This window comes from Pontibacillus litoralis JSM 072002, assembly GCF_000775615.1.
Taxonomy (GTDB): Bacteria; Bacillota; Bacilli; order Bacillales; family BH030062; genus Pontibacillus; species Pontibacillus litoralis.
Genome location: NZ_AVPG01000016.1, coordinates 26,042 through 44,231, shown reverse-complemented (window position 1 = coordinate 44,231; position 18,190 = coordinate 26,042). Strand labels below are relative to the sequence as shown.

The following is an 18,190-nucleotide window of genomic DNA, read 5'->3' as shown; positions in this document are numbered from 1 at the left end:
CCTCCATTCGCCATACTCTTATTGCATTACAAACTCTTGAGCTATAGTTTGATACAACGCCTTATATTGCTGTGCAGAATTCTTCCATGAAAATTGACTCTTCACCATATTCTTCATTAATTGTTTCCAATGATCCGCATCTTCATAACATTGTATGGCCCTTTTCATCGTAAATAACATGTCATGTGCGTTATAATTCGTAAAGGTGAATCCATTTCCTTCTTGCGTTTCAAAATCGTACGACTGAACCGTATCCACTAGACCACCTGTTTCCCTCACGATAGGAGCTGTTAAATAGCGCAATGCAATTAATTGGCCTATTCCACAAGGTTCAAAGCGGGAAGGCATCCAAAACATATCGCTAGCTGCGTAGATTTGGCGGGAAAAAGGTTCAGAGAACATAATATTTGTCGACATTTTCGACGGATTACGATCTTGAGCCCATTGCAGCATTTGCTCATAATGGTATTCCCCTGTACCAAGAACAACGACTTGAATATCGTTATGATAGAGCAGTTCATCGATTACTCTTCCAATTAAGTCAAACCCCTTTTGTTCTACTAAGCGGGAAACAATACCAATCATCGGTACATCACTACGTACAGGCAACCCTAATTTTTCTTGAAGCCACATTTTATTTTGGGCTTTCTTCGCAGATGAACTGCGGTATGGAAATGGAATTGCCTCGTCCTTTAACGGGTTATAATTCTTCACGTCAATGCCGTTCACTATACCCGTTAATTGATCCGAACGCTTCCGCAATACTCCATCCAGATTCTCTCCATAATAAGCGGTTTGTATTTCTTCAGCATACGTCTCACTAACGGTCGTAATGTAATCCGCGAAGTTAAGCGCACCTTTCATAAAGTTAATCTCACCAAAAAACTCTAATCCACTTTCCACCATCAATCCTTCATCTAAATCCATTAAGTCATGCAGCACCGATTGTGGGAAAATACCTTGATATTTTAAATTATGAATGGTGAAAACGGTTTTCATGTGTTGGAAAATAGGATCTTCTTTGTAATGAGTATGAAGAAATAGCGGAATTAGACCTGTCTGCCAGTCATGACAATGCAATACATCTGGCGTCCAGTCCATCTCACGGACAAGCTCCATTACCGCACGATTAAAAAAAACAAACCGTTCCGCTTCATCACCATAACCATACAAGTTGGAGCGTTTGAAATAATATTCATTATCAATAAAATAAACAGGCGTGCCATTATACTCGATATATTCAATGCCAGCATACTGGTTGCGCCAGCCTAGTTGTACGTTTAATACGTTCGTTAGCGTTAACTTCTCTTTCCATTCCGTTTCCATATTTTCATATTTCGGCAACACGAGGCGTACATCTATTCCTTGATCTCTTAGTTCTCCGGGTAAAGATCCTAATACATCTGCCAAGCCACCTGTTTTCACAAAAGGGGTACACTCTGAACCAACCATTAGTACATTCAATTTTGTTTCACTCCTTCAATGAAAATACATGCCCATTTGAAAATCATTAGCCTAAGAAATAGAGCTGTCCATCCCTTTATTTAGACAGCCCTATTTCATGCTACATCACTTTACGCTTCGCAAGTACAAACGGCTTTTCCGTTGCTCCTATTAACATACGTCCTTCCGAAATCGTACAGTCTTTATCCATGATGACATTCTCTAGCACTGCATTGGGTTCAATCACACAGTTTTGTAAAATAACAGAATTCTTAATGACGGCACCTTTGCCTACATGAACTCCTCGAAATAAAATGCTATCTTCTACATCCCCAGCTATTACACAACCGTTTGCAACGAGTGTATTGTGCACATTCGAGCTTTGTAAGTATTTCGAAGGAGCTTCGTTCATCACTTTCGTATAGACTGGTGACTCCTGCTTAAATAACAAATCATGTTCTTGTGGATTTAATAACGAGCGACTATTGCGAAAATAGCTTTCTACAGAATTCACTAACGCGTGCACACCTGTATACTCATAGGCATGAACGTGAGTAGTATTCACTTTCGCTTTAATAGCTTCATTGAATAAATGAGCATACCCATGTGCAATTCCTTCTTCTATCAATTCCAACAAATAGCTTTTTTTCACTAAATACATATCCATATACACATAGTTGCTCTTCTGATTGTTGTGAATATCTGTCACTCGATTATGCTCATCTATGGATAATTTAGACGCTAATTGATGTTCAGGCTGCACCATTTCCACGCGTTTATATATCAACGTTACGTCTGCATCTGACTGTTTATGAGCGGCTAACACATCTTGATAATCAATGTTACAAATGTGTTGAGAACCCGTTATTAACATATAATCACCGTAGGACCTGTGCACATAATCAATGTTGTTATGAAAATGCTGCAAATCACCACGCGAAATATCTGTAGGGTCGTTCCAATCTGGCGGCAATATAAATAGACCCCCACGTTTTCGATCTAAATCCCAAGCTTTCCCTTGTTCTAAATGATCCATTAAAGAACGATATTTACTTCTCGTAAACACAGCGATTGATTCTATCCGAGAGTTGGTCATATTCGATAATGTAAAATCAATCATTCGATAGCGACCTGCAAACGGAACAGCCGCGCCACACCGGAAGTACGTTAACTCTTCTAATAAATCCTGTTCATGATCCAAGTTTATAATACCTGCGATACGATCCATGAAATCTCCCCTCATTTACTTAGTCATAGCATAGCTCTTTGCTAAAAAACTTCCCTCTTCTGCAATAAGTGTAATTTGGCTATTTGGGGATGGGTCTCCAATAACCGCATTATCTTCAATTACACTACCTTCCGCTATAATAGAACGATATATTTTCACGTTTTTGCCAATGCGAACATTTGGCATAATGACGGAATCTTTCATACTAGACCCTTCATCCATGTGTACTCCGTAAAAGACTACCGATGTATCTACAGAGCCGTATACACGACAGCCTTCGTTTATTAACGCGTTGTGCACGTTAGCATGTGGAGCAATATATTGTGCAGGTTGATTCGGATTTTTCGAATAGATTTGCCAAGAATAATCATTTAAATTCAGTTCCGGTTGATCTTCTAATAAATCCATATTCGCTTCCCATAAGCTCTCAATCGTACCAACATCTTTCCAATAGCCTTGGAATGTATAAGCCATCATCTTGTTTCCATCGGCAAGAAACTTCGGAATAACGTCTTTCCCAAAATCATGGCAAGATTGTTCATCTGCGGCATCTGCGATTAAATACTGTTTCAAATAATCCCACTTAAATATATAAACGCCCATAGAAGCTAGATTACTAGATGGGTATGGCGGCTTCTCCTCAAATTCGGTTATACGCCCTTCCTCATTCGTATTCATAATGCCGAAACGACTTGCTTCATTCCACGGCACTTCAATGACAGAAATGGTGACATCTGCTTCCTCGGACTTGTGATATTGCAACATCGCATCATAATCCATCTTGTAAATGTGATCTCCAGACAGAATAAGGACGTGCTCTGGATTGTACTGATCAAGGAATTGAATATTACGGTATATAGCATCTGCTGTACCGTTATACCAGTCTCCACCATCAGACTGCATGAATGGAGGCAGCACAGATACCCCACCATACTTACGATCTAAATCCCAAGAAGAACCGATGCCAATATAATCATGAAGAATTAACGGTTCATATTGCGTTAACACTCCGACTGTATTAATACCTGAGTTTGTACAGTTACTCAGAGGGAAGTCGATAATCCGGTATTTACCACCAAAAAACACGGCTGGTTTAGCAATTTTCTTCGTTAACGATTTCAATCTTGTCCCTTGTCCACCAGCTAAAAGCATAGCTACACACTCTTTACGTCTCATACGTTGCCCTCCCTAACAGTAGTTGCAGATACTCGTTTCAAAAAACTAACGGCTAACGGTGGAATCGTCATTGTGATATGTTGCTGTTGACTTTGCCAAGGTGCATCACACGTTGTTAAATCTAAACCATTCGTTTGACCAGACCCACCGAAATCAGTTGCATCACTTGAGAATACTTCCTCATAAACACCTGCTTGCGGCACCCCAATTTTATAATCGTGGTAAACGTTAGGGGTGAAATTACACACTACGACTAATTGATCATGAGCATAGCGACTACTTCGAATGAAGGAGATGATACTTTGCTCATAATTATTAGCATCAATCCATTCAAATCCTTTCTCATCATGGTCTAGCTCCCACAATGCTGGGTGATCATGATACAAATGGTGCAGTTGTTTCATATACTGTTGCGTAGAAGCATGGGAATCATACTCTAACAGCTCCCAATCTAAATCTTCGAGATCCTTCCATTCATCAAACTGCCCAAACTCACTCCCCATAAATAATAGTTTCTTGCCAGGATGTGCATACATATAAGCAAGAAAAGCACGTAGGTTCGCGAATTTCTGCCAATAGTCCCCTGGCATTTTATTTAATAGCGATTTCTTACCATGCACAACTTCATCATGAGAAATCGGTAGTACGAAATTCTCGGAAAATGCATAAAACAAAGAGAAGGTAATTAAATTGTGATGATACTTCCTGTGAACAGGGTCCATTTCCATGTATTTCAACATGTCATTCATCCAACCCATATTCCATTTATAATTAAACCCGAGGCCTCCAAGATAAGTAGGCGCACTTACTAACGGCCACGCAGTTGACTCTTCTGCCATCATTAACACATCTGGCACTTCTTCAAATATTGCTTCGTTCATCTTCTTAATGAAGGCAACAGCTTCTAGGTTTTCTCGGCCTCCATACTCATTTGGTTCCCAATCATTGCTATCTTCTTTACCGAAATCGAGATATAGCATACTTGCAACAGCATCTACTCGCAACCCGTCGATATGGTATTCTTTCAACCAATAAATGGCATTTGAAATAAGAAAGCTTTGCACTTCGTTTCTCCCAAAATCAAATGTCAACGTTCCCCACTGCGTCTTTTCTGCTTTAGCCGGATTCGCGTATTCATATAATGGCTCTCCATCAAATCTACGTAAGCCATGCTGGTCTTTACAAAAGTGACCAGGTACCCAATCTAAAATAACACCAATTCCGTTTTGGTGGCATTGATCTACAAAATAGCGTAAATCATCAGGCGAACCATAACGAGAAGTCACGCTATAATACCCGGTAGCCTGATAACCCCAAGAGCGATCAAATGGGTGCTCTGTTAACGGCAACAGTTCGATGTGCGTGTAGCCCATTTCTTTCACATAAGGTATCACCATATCCGCATACTCACGATATGTATAAAACACTTCTGTCTCAATATATTTCCATGATCCTAAATGAAGCTCGTAAATAGACATCGGAGACTCATACATATTCCTATTCTCTCTTCGAAGCATCCAATCATCATCTTTCCAGTCGTAATACTGAAGTGGATCAACAACGGAAGCAGTATTAGGACGTAACTCACTGGAAAAAGCATAAGGATCGGATTTCAACATAATATGTCCGTGTTTCGTTAACACTTCATACTTGTAGAGGCACCCTCGGTCTAGACCCGGGATAAACGTAGACCATATTCCGTTATCGTTCACTTTCCTCATTGGGTGACATCGTCCATCCCACTCGTTAAATAAGCCAACAACACTTATTTGAACTGCATTAGGAGCCCACACAGTAAACCGTACTCCTTGCAAACCATTTTCTTCTGATAGATGTGCTCCCATTAACTTATAACTGTAACGAAGATTCCCTTGATGAAATAAATAAATGTCATGTTCCAACGCCATGTCCAATACCACAACAACACTCCTTAATGTCCATCGTTTTAAAGTACTAGATAATTCCATTATAAAATCATCTGAATAACCTTACAATTTAATTCCTTCGCAAAATTCCGATAACAGGTGTCATAGCGTGTCGAATAGATGGTTGTTACTCAAAGATTTGTTGAAGATAAAAATTAAAGTTAGAATTAAGTAAATAAATTGGGATTGTCTGCCTATATTATCGCACACATTACGCCTTTCAATTGTTAACATTTTCTAAATTTATATAGGCAATTATCGCATCTGACGGCAAAAATCTTTACAAAAAATTAAAAAGGTGAGCCTTATTCAGAAGCTCACCTTCATCTACTTATTTAATGGAATCGTAATACGTACAAATCGTTTCCATTCCTTTTGTTATATTTTCTAAATGGAAGTGTTCATTTGGGGCATGTAAATTTTCTGTTGGTAGCCCAAAGCCCATTAAAACAACAGGAGCTTGTAACACTTTGGCAAACACCTCCACCACAGGAATAGATCCACCTTCTTTAGGGAAAAGCGGGCGCACTCCGTACACTTTCTCATAAGCATCTGCGGCAAGTTGAATCATTTCATGCTGGGAATCCAACGACACTGGTTGAGCCTTAATGGAGGGTTGTAACTCTACCTTCGTTCCTACCGGCTGGAAGCGCTCGACATGATGTTGAATTTGTTCAAACACCCGGTCAGGATGCTGACTACCGACTAACCGACAGCTAATTTTCGCACTCGCCTCACACGGAACAATCGTTTTCACTCCTTCACCTTGAAAACCACCCGTGATTCCGTTTATTTCAAGTGTCGGTCGAATCCCTGTTTGCTCTAAAAAGGTAAAACCCGACTCCCCATATAACGCATCTAATTCTAATGACCGCTTCGTTTCCATCTCATCAAATGGGATTTGAGCAACTTCGCCTTTTAATTCAGGGGTAGGAATAGGGACACCTTCATAAAACCCTTCTACCGTTATCTCCCCGTCTTCCCCATGAAAAGAATCTAATATGCGCACTAAACTATGTACAGCATTCGGGACACCGCCACCGTAAACACCTGAATGCAAATCAGATTTAGCAGTTTTCACCTTCATTTCGAGAGCTAATGCACCTCTTAAAGACGTACAGATCGCTGGCTGCTCTTTGTTAATGAACGATGTATCCGATATAACGACAGCGTCGGCTCTAAGTTTCTCTTCATGCTGCTTAATAAAAGGAGCTAAGTTCGGACTTGCAATCTCTTCTTCTCCTTCAATACAAAACTTAACATTTATCGGTAGTTTTCCGTCCTGTTGCATTAGCGCTTCTAACGCTTTTATATGAAGAAAAAGCTGGCCCTTATCATCTGTTGCTCCTCTTGCGTACAATTTACCGTCACGAATTTGCGGTTCAAATGGGGGCGTTTCCCATCGTTCAATGGGATCAGCTGGTTGGACATCGTAATGACCGTAAATTAATACCGTTGGCTTTCCCTCTGCATGCAACCAGTCAGCATACACAATGGGATGACCGTTTGTTTTGATTATGTCAACGTTCTCCATCCCAATTTGTCGAAGTGCATCGCTTACCCATATAGCCCCTTTCTTCACATCTTGTGTATGTTCACTTAATGCGGATATACTTGGAATACGCAAAAATTGCTGTAACTCATCTATGAAACGTTGTTGATGCTCCATAATATACTGTTTCATTATCATAACCTCCTAAACAAAGATTTACGTTTATTATACCAACTTTTTACCGTAGAGATAGAATGAAGCATGTTATCACTATTTATCTAAATATTCCCTAGGAAATCGCTGATTGGCATTTGTCATAACTGTCACAAGCATAAACTGATGCATCAAGAAAGAGAGGAGGCTCACTGCACACGCATAAATAAAAGTCGAAAGTGTTAGCATACTCGTCGTGGTTGACTCTTTCATTATCCACTCCATATAGGGAGATCCATAATAACTACTATAAACATCTGCATAAAAAGCAGTAATAACGAAAGGAAAGAGGAGCGATAACGCGTTGCGCAACCAATCACATTGTGTACACATGACCGCTAACAGTAAAGTCGCCGCAAACATTATGTAAATTAGCAATTTAGCAAGATGAAGATAGGCAATGATTACTTGCAGAACAGGAGAGAGAATCATTACTATACAACCTACAACACATACAGTCAGCACTAATTTCTTATGCAATGAAAGGAATGCAAACATCTTCTCTGCAAGTGCCATTAAGCTTGACCACGTCCTACTAATTGTTCGATTCGCATTATTGATGAAGCTACTCATTTATCTCCCTCCTACCAATACTTCTCTGCTTTACGTACAAGTCGATGTACTATTTGTTGAACAGATTCATCATGATTGCTCTCGAGAAAACTCGTTACTATTTCCTCTAGCATATCTTCTACCATCAATCTATTTGGAAAACGTTGATCCATTTCAGCTAAAAGCGCCTCGCCATTACGTATTTCTTTTTTATCAACTGTCAACACTATCGTCCTTCTCGGATGAGCTTGCTTATGTTCATATTTGTCCACCAGTTCACCGTAATGATATACTTCCAACCATTGATGAGAGTAGTCATTGGTTATAGTTTCATATACCTTCCTTAAATCCGGTTCATACAACGCTACTTCCATAAAGTCTTTATACAAAATCCATACAAGGTCATGAATATCAAACGTTAAATGATACTCTTTCCGAATAAAGTCACAGACGCTCTCCGCCCGTATATACACCATAGAAGGAACTGTCATCTCTACATCAATCGTTGCTTGAAAAGAGCGAATGATCCGCTTAGCAAACGTTATGAAATGATGAGATTTATCCCTTGGAATGCGTAACCATTCTCCTAACAAATCATGTCTACTATATACTCTCATCCCCGCCACCTACTTCGTTCATTTTGCTAGAGTATATGTCACTCATCATAGAAATATGCCGCTATGTTCGTATAATTATTATTTCTATCGGAAATGATAGATATATATAGGTGGTGACGATAGATGAAAAAGAAGAAAAGCATTCGTAACACGTTAAAGAAGTCACAAAAGCATAACCCTTTCAAACGCAAGACTTCTGCATAAACAAATAGAAAAAAACAGGTAAAAACCTTATCAATTGGATAGATTTTTACCTGTTTTTCTATTTAGTACGCTTACTTCTTTTATCGAAAAATGTGAACCTTACCAACCGTCTTATCATCACTTTGTCCTGTTACACGGAATTTCAGACCATAGTTCGGAACATCCCGTCCAGCATCTACTAACCCGCTATTCAAATAATCCATACTATCATCAAACAGCACATTTCGTTTCGTATAGTTATCTTTTAACGTAATACCCGCAATAGCACTATAATCTAATAGCATCTTCTCTGTTTTATCTAAACTAAACGCCGCATCGTGGACTTGATAGCGCGTAGAAGCTACCGTTTTATCGCTCCAATAGTTTGGGTGTTGATCCGCGTCTACTACACCAACAAAGCCGTCACCTGGATGCACACCAGTCCAGTTCTCTGAATAAAAATGATCAACATACCATACAACCAGTCCCGGATCGAACGTCATTAAACTATCGCCTCGACGAATATTCGCAAGCCCTTCATCTACGCCGTTATGACTGCGCCACTCTAATAAATAGTAGTGGTCAGTACGCTTTACTCCATCTGAAATTGTAAAGCCGTCTAATTGAAGCAATGACTCTCCTTCTACATTGTCACTAAATACTTGGTCATTATCCTTCAATACTTGAATGTCATCTACGTACAAACCCGGATTAGACACAGCAGCATCTGTTACATACTTAAAGCCAACCTCTACCTTTTGACCAACGTAATCCGATAGATCGAATTGTGCGTCTATCCAACCGTCTGATGAACCTGTGATACCATTTCCGAGATTGCTACCATAAGGGTTCTCATTCGTCGTAATATCACTTTCCACCGGTTCACCGTCTACTGTTATATACGCATAATCCCAATCTTTTTCAATATCATACCAAGCTTTAAAGGACAACATTGCAGAAGATGCTTCCGTTAAGTCGACCGTCATCGTCATTTGATTTTGCAAATTGTTATCACTACCACTGAAATACTCATACTTGCCGCTTGCTGGTTCGTTCACAACCGTTTCTTTTTGCGGCAGATTTACCTTTACTGTATCATTGTTCGTTCCTTTCGTGTTCGCCTCATCTAATAAAGCTTCTACCCCCTCACCATCTATATCCTCTACATCTACTTCACTCCCACTTAACCAATTACCACCCGCAGTTGCTTGAAGCATTTCTTTCATCAATGGGCTAAATCCTGTTGGTGTTGTACCTGGTAACTCACCAGCCCAACTTCCGCTAGCCATCAGTGACCAATAACTAACCGGTTCTCCTGCTCCTGTATATTGTGTGTCATATTCGTCAGGCAGCCCTAAGTCATGGGCGAATTCATGGGCCATTACACCAACAGCACCATCCTCTGGTTCTACCGTATAGTCATAAGCAGCCATTTCTCCTCCCCAATAATCAACACTTGCTTCCGTCCCTCCCATTGTATAAATATCGCCTAAATTCCACCGGTGTGACCAAATTGCATCAGAACCAAGCGATCCCCCGCCTGCCTCTTCTCCAACCCCAGCATGAATGACCATCAAATGATCAACCAATCCATCTGGCTCCATATAGTTGCCATCACCGTCTAAATCATATCGGTCCCATTGATCATAATCGCTAATATCGACAGCAGGATCTGCCACAGCTGCATTTAAAGCTTCCTTTACTAAGCCTCTTGCATCCACATCATTTCCGTCTGGCTGCGGATCATTTGCTCCATATGCAGCAGCCGGTTGACTTGCTGTGTACCACCCAGCTACTTCCCCTTCCACGGAATAGCTACCACCAGATTGTTGCTCATAATACTGCTTCATCGACACATACGTTTCTCCATCTGGACCTTCCCATCCACCATTACCAAATAGCATGTCTTGATAATGCTCACGGGAATAAGCATCCTCCCCTTCATAATACATATCTGTCTCATCAGCACTCATCGCATTGTGTGGACGATCAGGATAATCAATTAATAATACCAACACTTTATCTGTACGTGTTCCGCCATCCCAAGCTTCTTCCTTAACGGAGTCTACTTTATTCTTCTTCGCTTGTCCTAATTTATTCCCTTTCCCATTCGTGATACTGTTATTCTGTCTCGCTTTGTCAAGTTGCTCTTGTGCCCCTTGCTCTTCTTTAGCGAGCTCTCCCTTTTCTAGTTGAACTGCGTCAGCCTTGTTTTGCAAAAAACGATTTAATGCCTTTTCTGCTTCTGCTGGTGTTGCATCTTTCGCAATTTCCCCTTCCTCTTTCAACATTTCAATTAAGCGCTCATCATTCGCAATTCCTGCATCAAATGGAGAACCTTGATGTCCATTATGCACGTTCTTCTCCACAGGTTCTGCCGCTATGCTCATAGGTGCAATGAACAGAATACATACTATCATCCACATAATCTTGTTGCTCATCTTCACAAAAGTCGTCCTCCCATATTTTTCGAATTATAAGCATACTATCGAGCTAACTTTAATATAATAATAATTTTCTGAATAATCAATATATATTACAAAACTAGTGACCTATTTACTAGATGCGACACAAATATAGAAAATCATCCTAGCACCCATCTAAATCCCCGCATGATTGCAAACTATCTACGCTTCTATCCATGAATGCAAATTGTTGGAATTTTATTGGTTGTTGTTTATAATATAGAAAAATGTAGCGTTGTTTCTATATGTAATTCGGCATGCCAAAAATCTAAGTCTCCCTAGCTTCCATTCATTGCTTATCACATGAAATGTCTACCGCACTCCTCCACCAAGGGAGATATCATTCATGAGGAAGTGATTGTTAATGTCAACTAAAAAGAGATTATTTCTTATTATTACCATGAGTGCCATCTATATTTTACTCATCCCAGTAAAACCATTGTTCCTAAATATTTTCTTTAAAATTATCCCTATGGTCCTCATTATTTATCACGGTTATCAACGGATGCCAAGTTATAAATCTCGTATGCACCTCTTACTATTAACAGGATTAATCATAAGTATGTTCGCTGATGCTTTGATTGAACTGACCTTTGTACTTGGACTTGCTACCTTTCTTATCGGCCATTTATGTTATGCAGGAGGGTTTCTTGAACGTTGGACATTTTCGTGGTTACGCTTAGGCACTGTTATTCCTCTCGCTTTATACGCAAGCTGGTATAGCACAACGCTAGTAGAAGCGTTACAACTAAACAATCATGATGCACTTATTCTTCCTGTTATCGCCTATGTTATCGTCATTTCTTTCATGCTCTTAACCTCTATCATGACAGGAAACAAATGGGCGGCTATTGGTAGCTTTTTATTCGTCATCTCGGATTCGATTCTAGCTTGGAACATGTTCGTATCTACCATTCCTCATGGTTCAGATTGGGTGATGTGTACGTATTACAGTGCGCAGTTATTTATTGCCCATAGCATCGGAACATTTTCTCATCGGACGGCGCAATAAAGATAGTTTATTTTGACCTTTTTAACCCCTGTCGCAATCATAGGGGTTCTTTTTCGCTTTAATAAAGAAATTCATATAGATGATCACACCCTTTTCCTATACACTTTAAGTAGTCTAAATATAGAGTAGCGTGGTGATACTATTGTTTACCTTACTTATCATTGAAGATGATGTGACGATTCTTCAAGCAATGCAAGAGCGTTTAGAGCAATGGTCGTATGACGTACATGGAATTACAGATTTCAGTAACATTATGGAGCCATTTTCGCAGGTAAAACCTGATTTAGTTATTATCGACATCCAGTTGCCGAAATTCGACGGCTTTCATTGGTGTCGAATGATACGATCTCATTCAAATGTCCCCATTATCTTCTTATCTTCTCGAGATCATCCAATGGATATGGTGATGGCTATGCAGTTAGGAGCTGACGACTTCATTCAAAAGCCATTTCATTTTGATGTACTGATTGCTAAGATTCAAGCCATTTTACGACGTGTATATGATTACAACACCGAACAAGTTAGTTTACGAACGTGGTGCGGGGCAACAGTAGATTATGAGAAGAGTACCGTTTCTAATGAAGCTGGGAGCATCGAGCTAACGAAAAATGAGTTATTTATATTACGGATTTTAATAGAACAGAAGAATAACATCGTAAAGAGAGAACACATTATTAACCGCCTATGGGACGATGAGCGCTTCATTAGTGATAATACGTTAACCGTGAACGTCAATCGGTTACGAAAGCGACTAGCGGAAATAGGATTAGATGCCTTTATTGAAACGAAAACCGGACAAGGCTATATCGCAACGGAGGAGAGAAATCCTAATGCTTAAACGCTATATTAATGAAAGACGTAGTTGGATTGCTTTCTTCTTTTTCTTACAGTTCGTCATGTTGTTTGTTGCTTTCATTGATACGTCTATTCCGTTTCATTCTATTGTGTATATTGTTTTTCTAGAAATGATTATGTTTCTCCTATTTATTTATATCCGTTACCATTTTGAAACGAAATTTTACCGGAACTTACAAGAACGAGAGCATGATTTAGATATAACAGGGTTAAGTCAAGCTGAGAGCCCCTTTGAAAGAATCGTGGAAGAGAGCATTACGAAGCAAACAGAGCATTTGAAGCAAATAGCCGCAACAAATCGAATCCTTTTACAACGAGAAAAAGACGACCTCTTAGCTTGGATTCACGAAGTAAAGCGACCTCTTACTGCAATGAGATTAATGTTAGACCGCGTGGAAGATAGGAAATTAAGGACTGCTTTATTGTATGAATGGTTAAGGATGCATCACCTGCTGGACCAACAGTTACACCAAAAACGAATGGTATTTATGGAAAATGACTTATACATCGAGCATGTATCCTTTCAACCAATTGTTACGCAAGAAATTAAGCCTTTACAATCCTGGTGTATCGAAAAAGGAATTGGCTTTGAGGTACAGCTAGCCGTCACAGAGGTACTAGCAGATGCGAAATGGCTGGCATTTATTGTGAGGCAACTATTAACGAATGCCGTAAAATATAGTGAACACAACGATATAATGATACGAAGCTATGAAAGCAATCATCATGTCCATCTTGCTGTTCAAGACTTTGGCCGGGGGATTGATCCTCAAGACATGCCACGCATTTTTGAAAAAGGATTCACCTCTACCACCTCACATTCAGATAATAGTGCAACAGGAATGGGATTATATTTAGCGCACAACGTTTCGGAAGCGTTAGGCATCCATATTCACGCAGAATCTACGCCCCAAGAAGGATCAACATTTATCTTGACGTTTCCAAGGAAGAACGATTTCGATCACACCATTAGCATGTGACAATATTGTCATATGCTATTGTTATTTGTTCGGAGAATCGCAGGATAAAGAGTTGTTACCCGTTTTATAATAAAAGCAACAAAGAGAGGAGTTGCAGTGATGAACATATTAACAGCGACGAACGTTTATAAAAGCTATGGAAATAAATTCAATAAACAGGAAGTGTTACACAATATTGATTTGACTATGCTTAAAGGGGAATTTGTCAGTATTATGGGGGCTTCTGGTTCAGGAAAAACGACATTATTGAACGTACTATCTTCCATTGACAATGTTAGCTATGGAAACATCTCGATTGAAAATAAGGAATTGACAAAAATGAAAGAAAAGCAACTAGCTGAATTTCGCAAACATCATTTAGGGTTTATCTTTCAAGAATATAACTTACTCGACACATTAACGGTAAAAGAGAACATTATGCTGCCACTTACCATTACGAAGACACCTAAAAAGGACGCAGATGCCAAATTTCACGCCTTGGCAACTGAACTAGGCATTGAAGAACTTCAACATAAATACCCTAATGAAATATCTGGAGGTCAGAAGCAGCGAACTTCAGCGGCGAGAGCATTTATTCATGAACCGAGTATTATTTTCGCGGACGAACCAACAGGAGCATTGGATTCCAAATCTGCTACTGACTTACTTCGCAAACTAAAGCAATTAAATGAAAGTAGAGAAGCGACGATCATTATGGTGACCCACGATCCGGTCGCTGCTAGCTATAGTGATCGAGTCATCTTCATTAAAGACGGCGAGATCTATTCCCAGTTACACCGCGGGAAACAACTTGGAGAAGACTTCTTCCAAAACATTATTCAAACACAAGGCGTGCTAGGTGGGGTTTCCAATGCGAATTAGTCAGCTTATCTTCCGCAACTTTCGTAAAAACCTTAAAAACTATTACTTATATGTTTTTGCTTTAACGTTTAGTGTTGCTTTATATTTTTCCTTTGTCACGTTACAATATGATCCTGCCTTAAACGGAGCAGAGAATTCCATCAAAGGTGCTGCCGCCATAAAAGTAGCCTCGATTCTACTAGTAGCCATTGTTGCGACATTCTTGCTCTATGCAAATAATTTATTTATAAAACGCCGAAGCAAAGAAATAGGCTTGTTTCAATTAATTGGCATGACCAAAAACAAGATATTTCGTATTCTCACAGCCGAAAATTTCATGCTTTATTTCGGATCACTCATAGTGGGGATTTTCATTGGATTTTCTTTCTCTAAACTTATGACGATGATGATGTTCACCATAACTGGCATTGAGGAAGTTGCTAAGCTACGATTCTCGATAGAAGCCCTTAGCCAAACCCTCATCGTATTCGCTATCATTTACGCACTCATTATGATCATGAATTACATCTTTATTAAGAGACAACGTATCATATCCTTGTTTCAGATGAATGCTACACCAGATGAACACCGACGCACTATCTCTATTCTCGAAGTGATTCTTGGTATGATGGGGATTGTTCTAATCATTGCTGGTTATTACGTATCCTCCATCTTATTCAATGGAAAATTTCCCTCAACAGAGAGTTTAATGCTTGCCATGCTTTTCATTTTAGGCTCCGTGATTGTCGGAACATACCTTTTCTATAAAGGTTCGATTCGTTTCATCTTCTCTATTATCCGTAACAGAAAAAAAGGGTATGTCAACGTGCGAGACGTATTATCTTTAACATCGATTATGTTCCGAATGAAATCGAACGCATTATTATTAACCGTTATTACAACAATTTCCGCGCTATCCATCAGTTTGTTGTCTTTAAGCTATATCTCTTATTATTCCGCAGAAAAAACGGCAGCAAGTTACGTGCCCAATGATTTTGCCTTAGCGAATGAAGAGAATGTTACCACCTTCAAAGAAGCATTGGAATCAGCGCATATTTCTTTCGAAGAAACTGTAATCGATGTCGTTGTTGCGAACGTTAACATCTCAAATATTATTGAAAGTAAGACATCTGGGGAATTTCCAGATAATTTCAAGGAATCGTCCTACCCCATTATTAGTGATGAAGCTATCCAGCATACAGATGTATCCCCTAATGAAGCATATTTTGCTGGTTTTAGCGACGTAATGGATAATTTTATGACCTGGAAAGATAGTGGCTCGATTACATTGCTAGGAAGTTCTACATCGACCGAACTACAATATTTAGGTTTAAAAAAGGAGCACATCCTTTCTCTCAACTATACTCTGCAAATGCCTGTCATCATCGTTGATCAAACTGTATTCCATGACGTAAAGCAAGATGCAGAAGACGACATTCAACCAGAGTCACCTACCTACTACGGAATCGATATTGTCGAACGTAGTCAACTAGAAGCGGCCAATGACATCTACATCGCACAAGATTATCAAGGAGTCGGTAACGTATCATTGGAACTATTGAGTAGTTCTCTCAAACAACAGAATGGCCTTACCATGTTTATTGTTGGCTTCCTAGGTTTAACATTCCTTATAACGTCAGGGTGTATTCTATACTTCAAGCAGATGGATGAAAGTGAAAGTGAAAAAGCAAATTACACGATTTTACGCAAACTCGGCTTCACGCAAAGTGATTTACTGCAAGGGATTCGCCGTAAGCAACTGTTTAATTTCGGTATTCCGTTAGTGATTGGTTTACTTCATAGCTATTTCGCCGTTCGTTCTGGCTGGTTTTTATTCGGCACATCGCTATGGACACCGATGATTATTGTCATGGTCATCTATACGGCTTTGTATTCCCTATTTGCTATTCAATCTGTGCTTTATTATAGAAGAGTGATCAAACAGGCATTATAATGTTCACAGCTCCTGCATTCGTCAGGGGCTGTTTTTTTATGAAAGGCAAATACATGACACTTGTCATATAAACAACCTGACATATATGCCTTACATAATGGCTTGCCTTGCTCTATGCTATGGATACAAATCCTAAATAGAGGGGTTACAAAATGAATACGTTTAAACAAAAACAACAAGCCTTAAGAAAAAGCGTCGCATCTTTCGCAAAAGCGAATACAACAGCAGGTGTTCGACAGTTAATTAATACCTTAGTACCATTTTTTCTACTATGGTTTCTAGCGTACCAAAGCATATCTATCTCTATCTGGTTAGCCATTCCACTTGCGATGATTGCTGGTGGGTTTCTCGTGCGTATTTTTATTATTTTCCACGATTGTACACACGGGTCGTTTCTTCCTAATAAAACAGCAAATAAAATTATCGGAAATATTACAGGGATTATTACGATGTTTCCTTTTGAGAAATGGAAGCGAGAACATACAATTCACCATGCAACAAGCGGCAATCTAGACAAGCGCGGAACTGGGGATATATGGATCATGACAGTGGATGAATATTTAGCCGCTTCTTTCATAGGAAGGTTGAAATATCGTCTATACCGTAATCCATTAGTTATGTTTGGCTTAGGTCCTTTCTTATTGCTCTTTGTATCGAATAGAATGAATCGCAATGATGCCAAGCAAAAGGAACGACTTAATACGTATTTCACCAATGCAGCGATTGTAGTCATAGCTGCGTTAATAATCTGGGTTATCGGCTGGAAAGCATTCTTTATTGTCCAAGCACCCATTATGTATTTCTCTGGAATACTTGGCATTTGGTTATTTTACGTCCAACATCAATTTGAAGATTCTTACTTTGAATACGAAGAAGAATGGGACTTTGTTAAAGCGGCAGTGGAAGGTAGCTCCTATTACAAGTTGCCAAAGCTCTTGCAGTGGATAACAGGTAACATCGGCTTTCACCACGTTCACCATTTAAGTCCGAGAGTGCCGAACTATCATCTAGAGGAAGCTCATGACACTACACCACCATTACAACACGTCACAACGATTACGATCAAATCTAGCTTAGAAGCCATTCGTTTTCGACTATACGACCCCAAAAATAAAGCATTTGTTACCTTTAAAGAGATTAAGCCATTACTCAACAATAAAGAAGCTGTATCTCATGCAAAAGCTATTCTACAAGGGAAGAAACCGAGCTTCCAAGACAAATAAAGCCTTCCCCCCATTCTATCCAAAAGGAATGG

Annotated in this window: 14 protein-coding genes; 6 read left to right on the top strand and 8 right to left on the bottom strand. The window is 39.5% G+C overall.

The window, feature by feature from the left end; genetic code table 11:
* Positions 1-18: 18 nt before the first annotated feature.
* From glgA to N784_RS10705, 8 genes are all read right to left on the bottom strand, one after another.
* A complete protein-coding gene (glgA, locus tag N784_RS10740) occupies positions 19-1,464 on the bottom strand; it encodes a glycogen synthase GlgA (protein ID WP_036834819.1) in 1,446 nt (481 codons plus the stop codon).
* Between the two features lie 100 nt (positions 1,465-1,564).
* Positions 1,565-2,671: a glucose-1-phosphate adenylyltransferase subunit GlgD gene (gene glgD / locus N784_RS10735; RefSeq protein WP_036834816.1), complete on the bottom strand. Its 1,107-nt coding sequence runs from the start codon at positions 2,669-2,671 to the stop codon at positions 1,565-1,567.
* Positions 2,672-2,686: 15 nt separating this feature from the next.
* A complete protein-coding gene (locus N784_RS10730) occupies positions 2,687-3,847 on the bottom strand; it encodes a glucose-1-phosphate adenylyltransferase (RefSeq protein WP_036834809.1) in 1,161 nt (386 codons plus the stop codon).
* The gene (gene glgB, locus N784_RS10725; protein ID WP_084600237.1) at positions 3,844-5,754 is read right to left on the bottom strand and encodes a 1,4-alpha-glucan branching protein GlgB; all 1,911 of its coding nucleotides are present in this window, start codon (positions 5,752-5,754) and stop codon (positions 3,844-3,846) included. The genes N784_RS10730 and glgB overlap by 4 nt, the downstream gene beginning before the upstream one ends.
* A gap of 349 nt (positions 5,755-6,103) precedes the next feature.
* Positions 6,104-7,456 (bottom strand): dipeptidase, encoded by a 1,353-nt coding sequence (locus tag N784_RS10720; RefSeq protein ID WP_198134422.1) that lies wholly within the window; start codon positions 7,454-7,456, stop codon positions 6,104-6,106.
* Positions 7,457-7,534: 78 nt separating this feature from the next.
* Positions 7,535-8,050 (bottom strand): hypothetical protein, encoded by a 516-nt coding sequence (locus N784_RS10715; protein WP_036834794.1) that lies wholly within the window; start codon positions 8,048-8,050, stop codon positions 7,535-7,537.
* Positions 8,051-8,061: 11 nt separating this feature from the next.
* On the bottom strand, positions 8,062-8,646 hold the full coding sequence (locus tag N784_RS10710; RefSeq protein ID WP_036834792.1) for a hypothetical protein: 585 nt from the start codon (positions 8,644-8,646) through the stop codon (positions 8,062-8,064).
* Positions 8,647-8,930: 284 nt separating this feature from the next.
* Positions 8,931-11,270, bottom strand: a complete 2,340-nt coding sequence (locus tag N784_RS10705; protein ID WP_052127272.1) for an immune inhibitor A domain-containing protein — start codon at positions 11,268-11,270, stop codon at positions 8,931-8,933.
* Positions 11,271-11,658: 388 nt separating this feature from the next.
* Here N784_RS10705 and N784_RS10700 point away from each other — a divergent pair, with 388 nt between their 5' ends.
* From N784_RS10700 to N784_RS10675, 6 genes are all read left to right on the top strand, one after another.
* Positions 11,659-12,306, top strand: coding sequence for a lysoplasmalogenase (locus N784_RS10700; RefSeq protein ID WP_036834790.1), 648 nt, complete (start codon positions 11,659-11,661; stop codon positions 12,304-12,306).
* A 142-nt stretch (positions 12,307-12,448) separates the two neighbouring features.
* Entirely contained in the window at positions 12,449-13,144 is a 696-nt protein-coding gene (locus N784_RS10695) for a response regulator transcription factor (RefSeq protein ID WP_036834789.1), read from the top strand.
* Positions 13,137-14,141 carry a sensor histidine kinase gene (locus N784_RS10690; protein ID WP_036834784.1) on the top strand — a complete coding sequence of 335 codons (1,005 nt, stop codon included), beginning with the start codon at positions 13,137-13,139 and terminating at the stop codon, positions 14,139-14,141. Before N784_RS10695 ends, N784_RS10690 begins: the two co-directional genes overlap by 8 nt.
* Before the next feature lie 99 nt (positions 14,142-14,240).
* Positions 14,241-15,002 carry an ABC transporter ATP-binding protein gene (locus N784_RS10685; protein ID WP_036834782.1) on the top strand — a complete coding sequence of 254 codons (762 nt, stop codon included), beginning with the start codon at positions 14,241-14,243 and terminating at the stop codon, positions 15,000-15,002.
* Entirely contained in the window at positions 14,992-16,935 is a 1,944-nt protein-coding gene (locus N784_RS10680) for an FtsX-like permease family protein (RefSeq protein ID WP_036834780.1), read from the top strand. Before N784_RS10685 ends, N784_RS10680 begins: the two co-directional genes overlap by 11 nt.
* A gap of 152 nt (positions 16,936-17,087) precedes the next feature.
* Positions 17,088-18,158 carry a fatty acid desaturase gene (locus N784_RS10675; RefSeq protein ID WP_036834775.1) on the top strand — a complete coding sequence of 357 codons (1,071 nt, stop codon included), beginning with the start codon at positions 17,088-17,090 and terminating at the stop codon, positions 18,156-18,158.
* Positions 18,159-18,190 lie beyond the last annotated feature (32 nt).

Bases quoted from the DNA above. Each gene is read 5' to 3' on its own strand.
- N784_RS10705 (WP_052127272.1), bottom strand. From the start codon at position 11,270: ATGAGCAACAAGATTATGTGGATGATAGTATGTATTCTGTTCATTGCA.
- N784_RS10690 (WP_036834784.1), top strand. From the start codon at position 13,137: ATGCTTAAACGCTATATTAATGAAAGACGTAGTTGGATTGCTTTCTTC.
- N784_RS10680 (WP_036834780.1), top strand. From the start codon at position 14,992: ATGCGAATTAGTCAGCTTATCTTCCGCAACTTTCGTAAAAACCTTAAA.
- N784_RS10710 (WP_036834792.1), bottom strand. From the start codon at position 8,646: ATGAGAGTATATAGTAGACATGATTTGTTAGGAGAATGGTTACGCATT.
- N784_RS10700 (WP_036834790.1), top strand. From the start codon at position 11,659: ATGTCAACTAAAAAGAGATTATTTCTTATTATTACCATGAGTGCCATC.
- N784_RS10715 (WP_036834794.1), bottom strand. From the start codon at position 8,050: ATGAGTAGCTTCATCAATAATGCGAATCGAACAATTAGTAGGACGTGG.
- N784_RS10730 (WP_036834809.1), bottom strand. From the start codon at position 3,847: ATGAGACGTAAAGAGTGTGTAGCTATGCTTTTAGCTGGTGGACAAGGG.
- glgD (WP_036834816.1), bottom strand. From the start codon at position 2,671: ATGGATCGTATCGCAGGTATTATAAACTTGGATCATGAACAGGATTTA.
- glgB (WP_084600237.1), bottom strand. From the start codon at position 5,754: ATGGCGTTGGAACATGACATTTATTTATTTCATCAAGGGAATCTTCGT.
- N784_RS10720 (WP_198134422.1), bottom strand. From the start codon at position 7,456: ATGAAACAGTATATTATGGAGCATCAACAACGTTTCATAGATGAGTTA.
- N784_RS10675 (WP_036834775.1), top strand. From the start codon at position 17,088: ATGAATACGTTTAAACAAAAACAACAAGCCTTAAGAAAAAGCGTCGCA.
- N784_RS10685 (WP_036834782.1), top strand. From the start codon at position 14,241: ATGAACATATTAACAGCGACGAACGTTTATAAAAGCTATGGAAATAAA.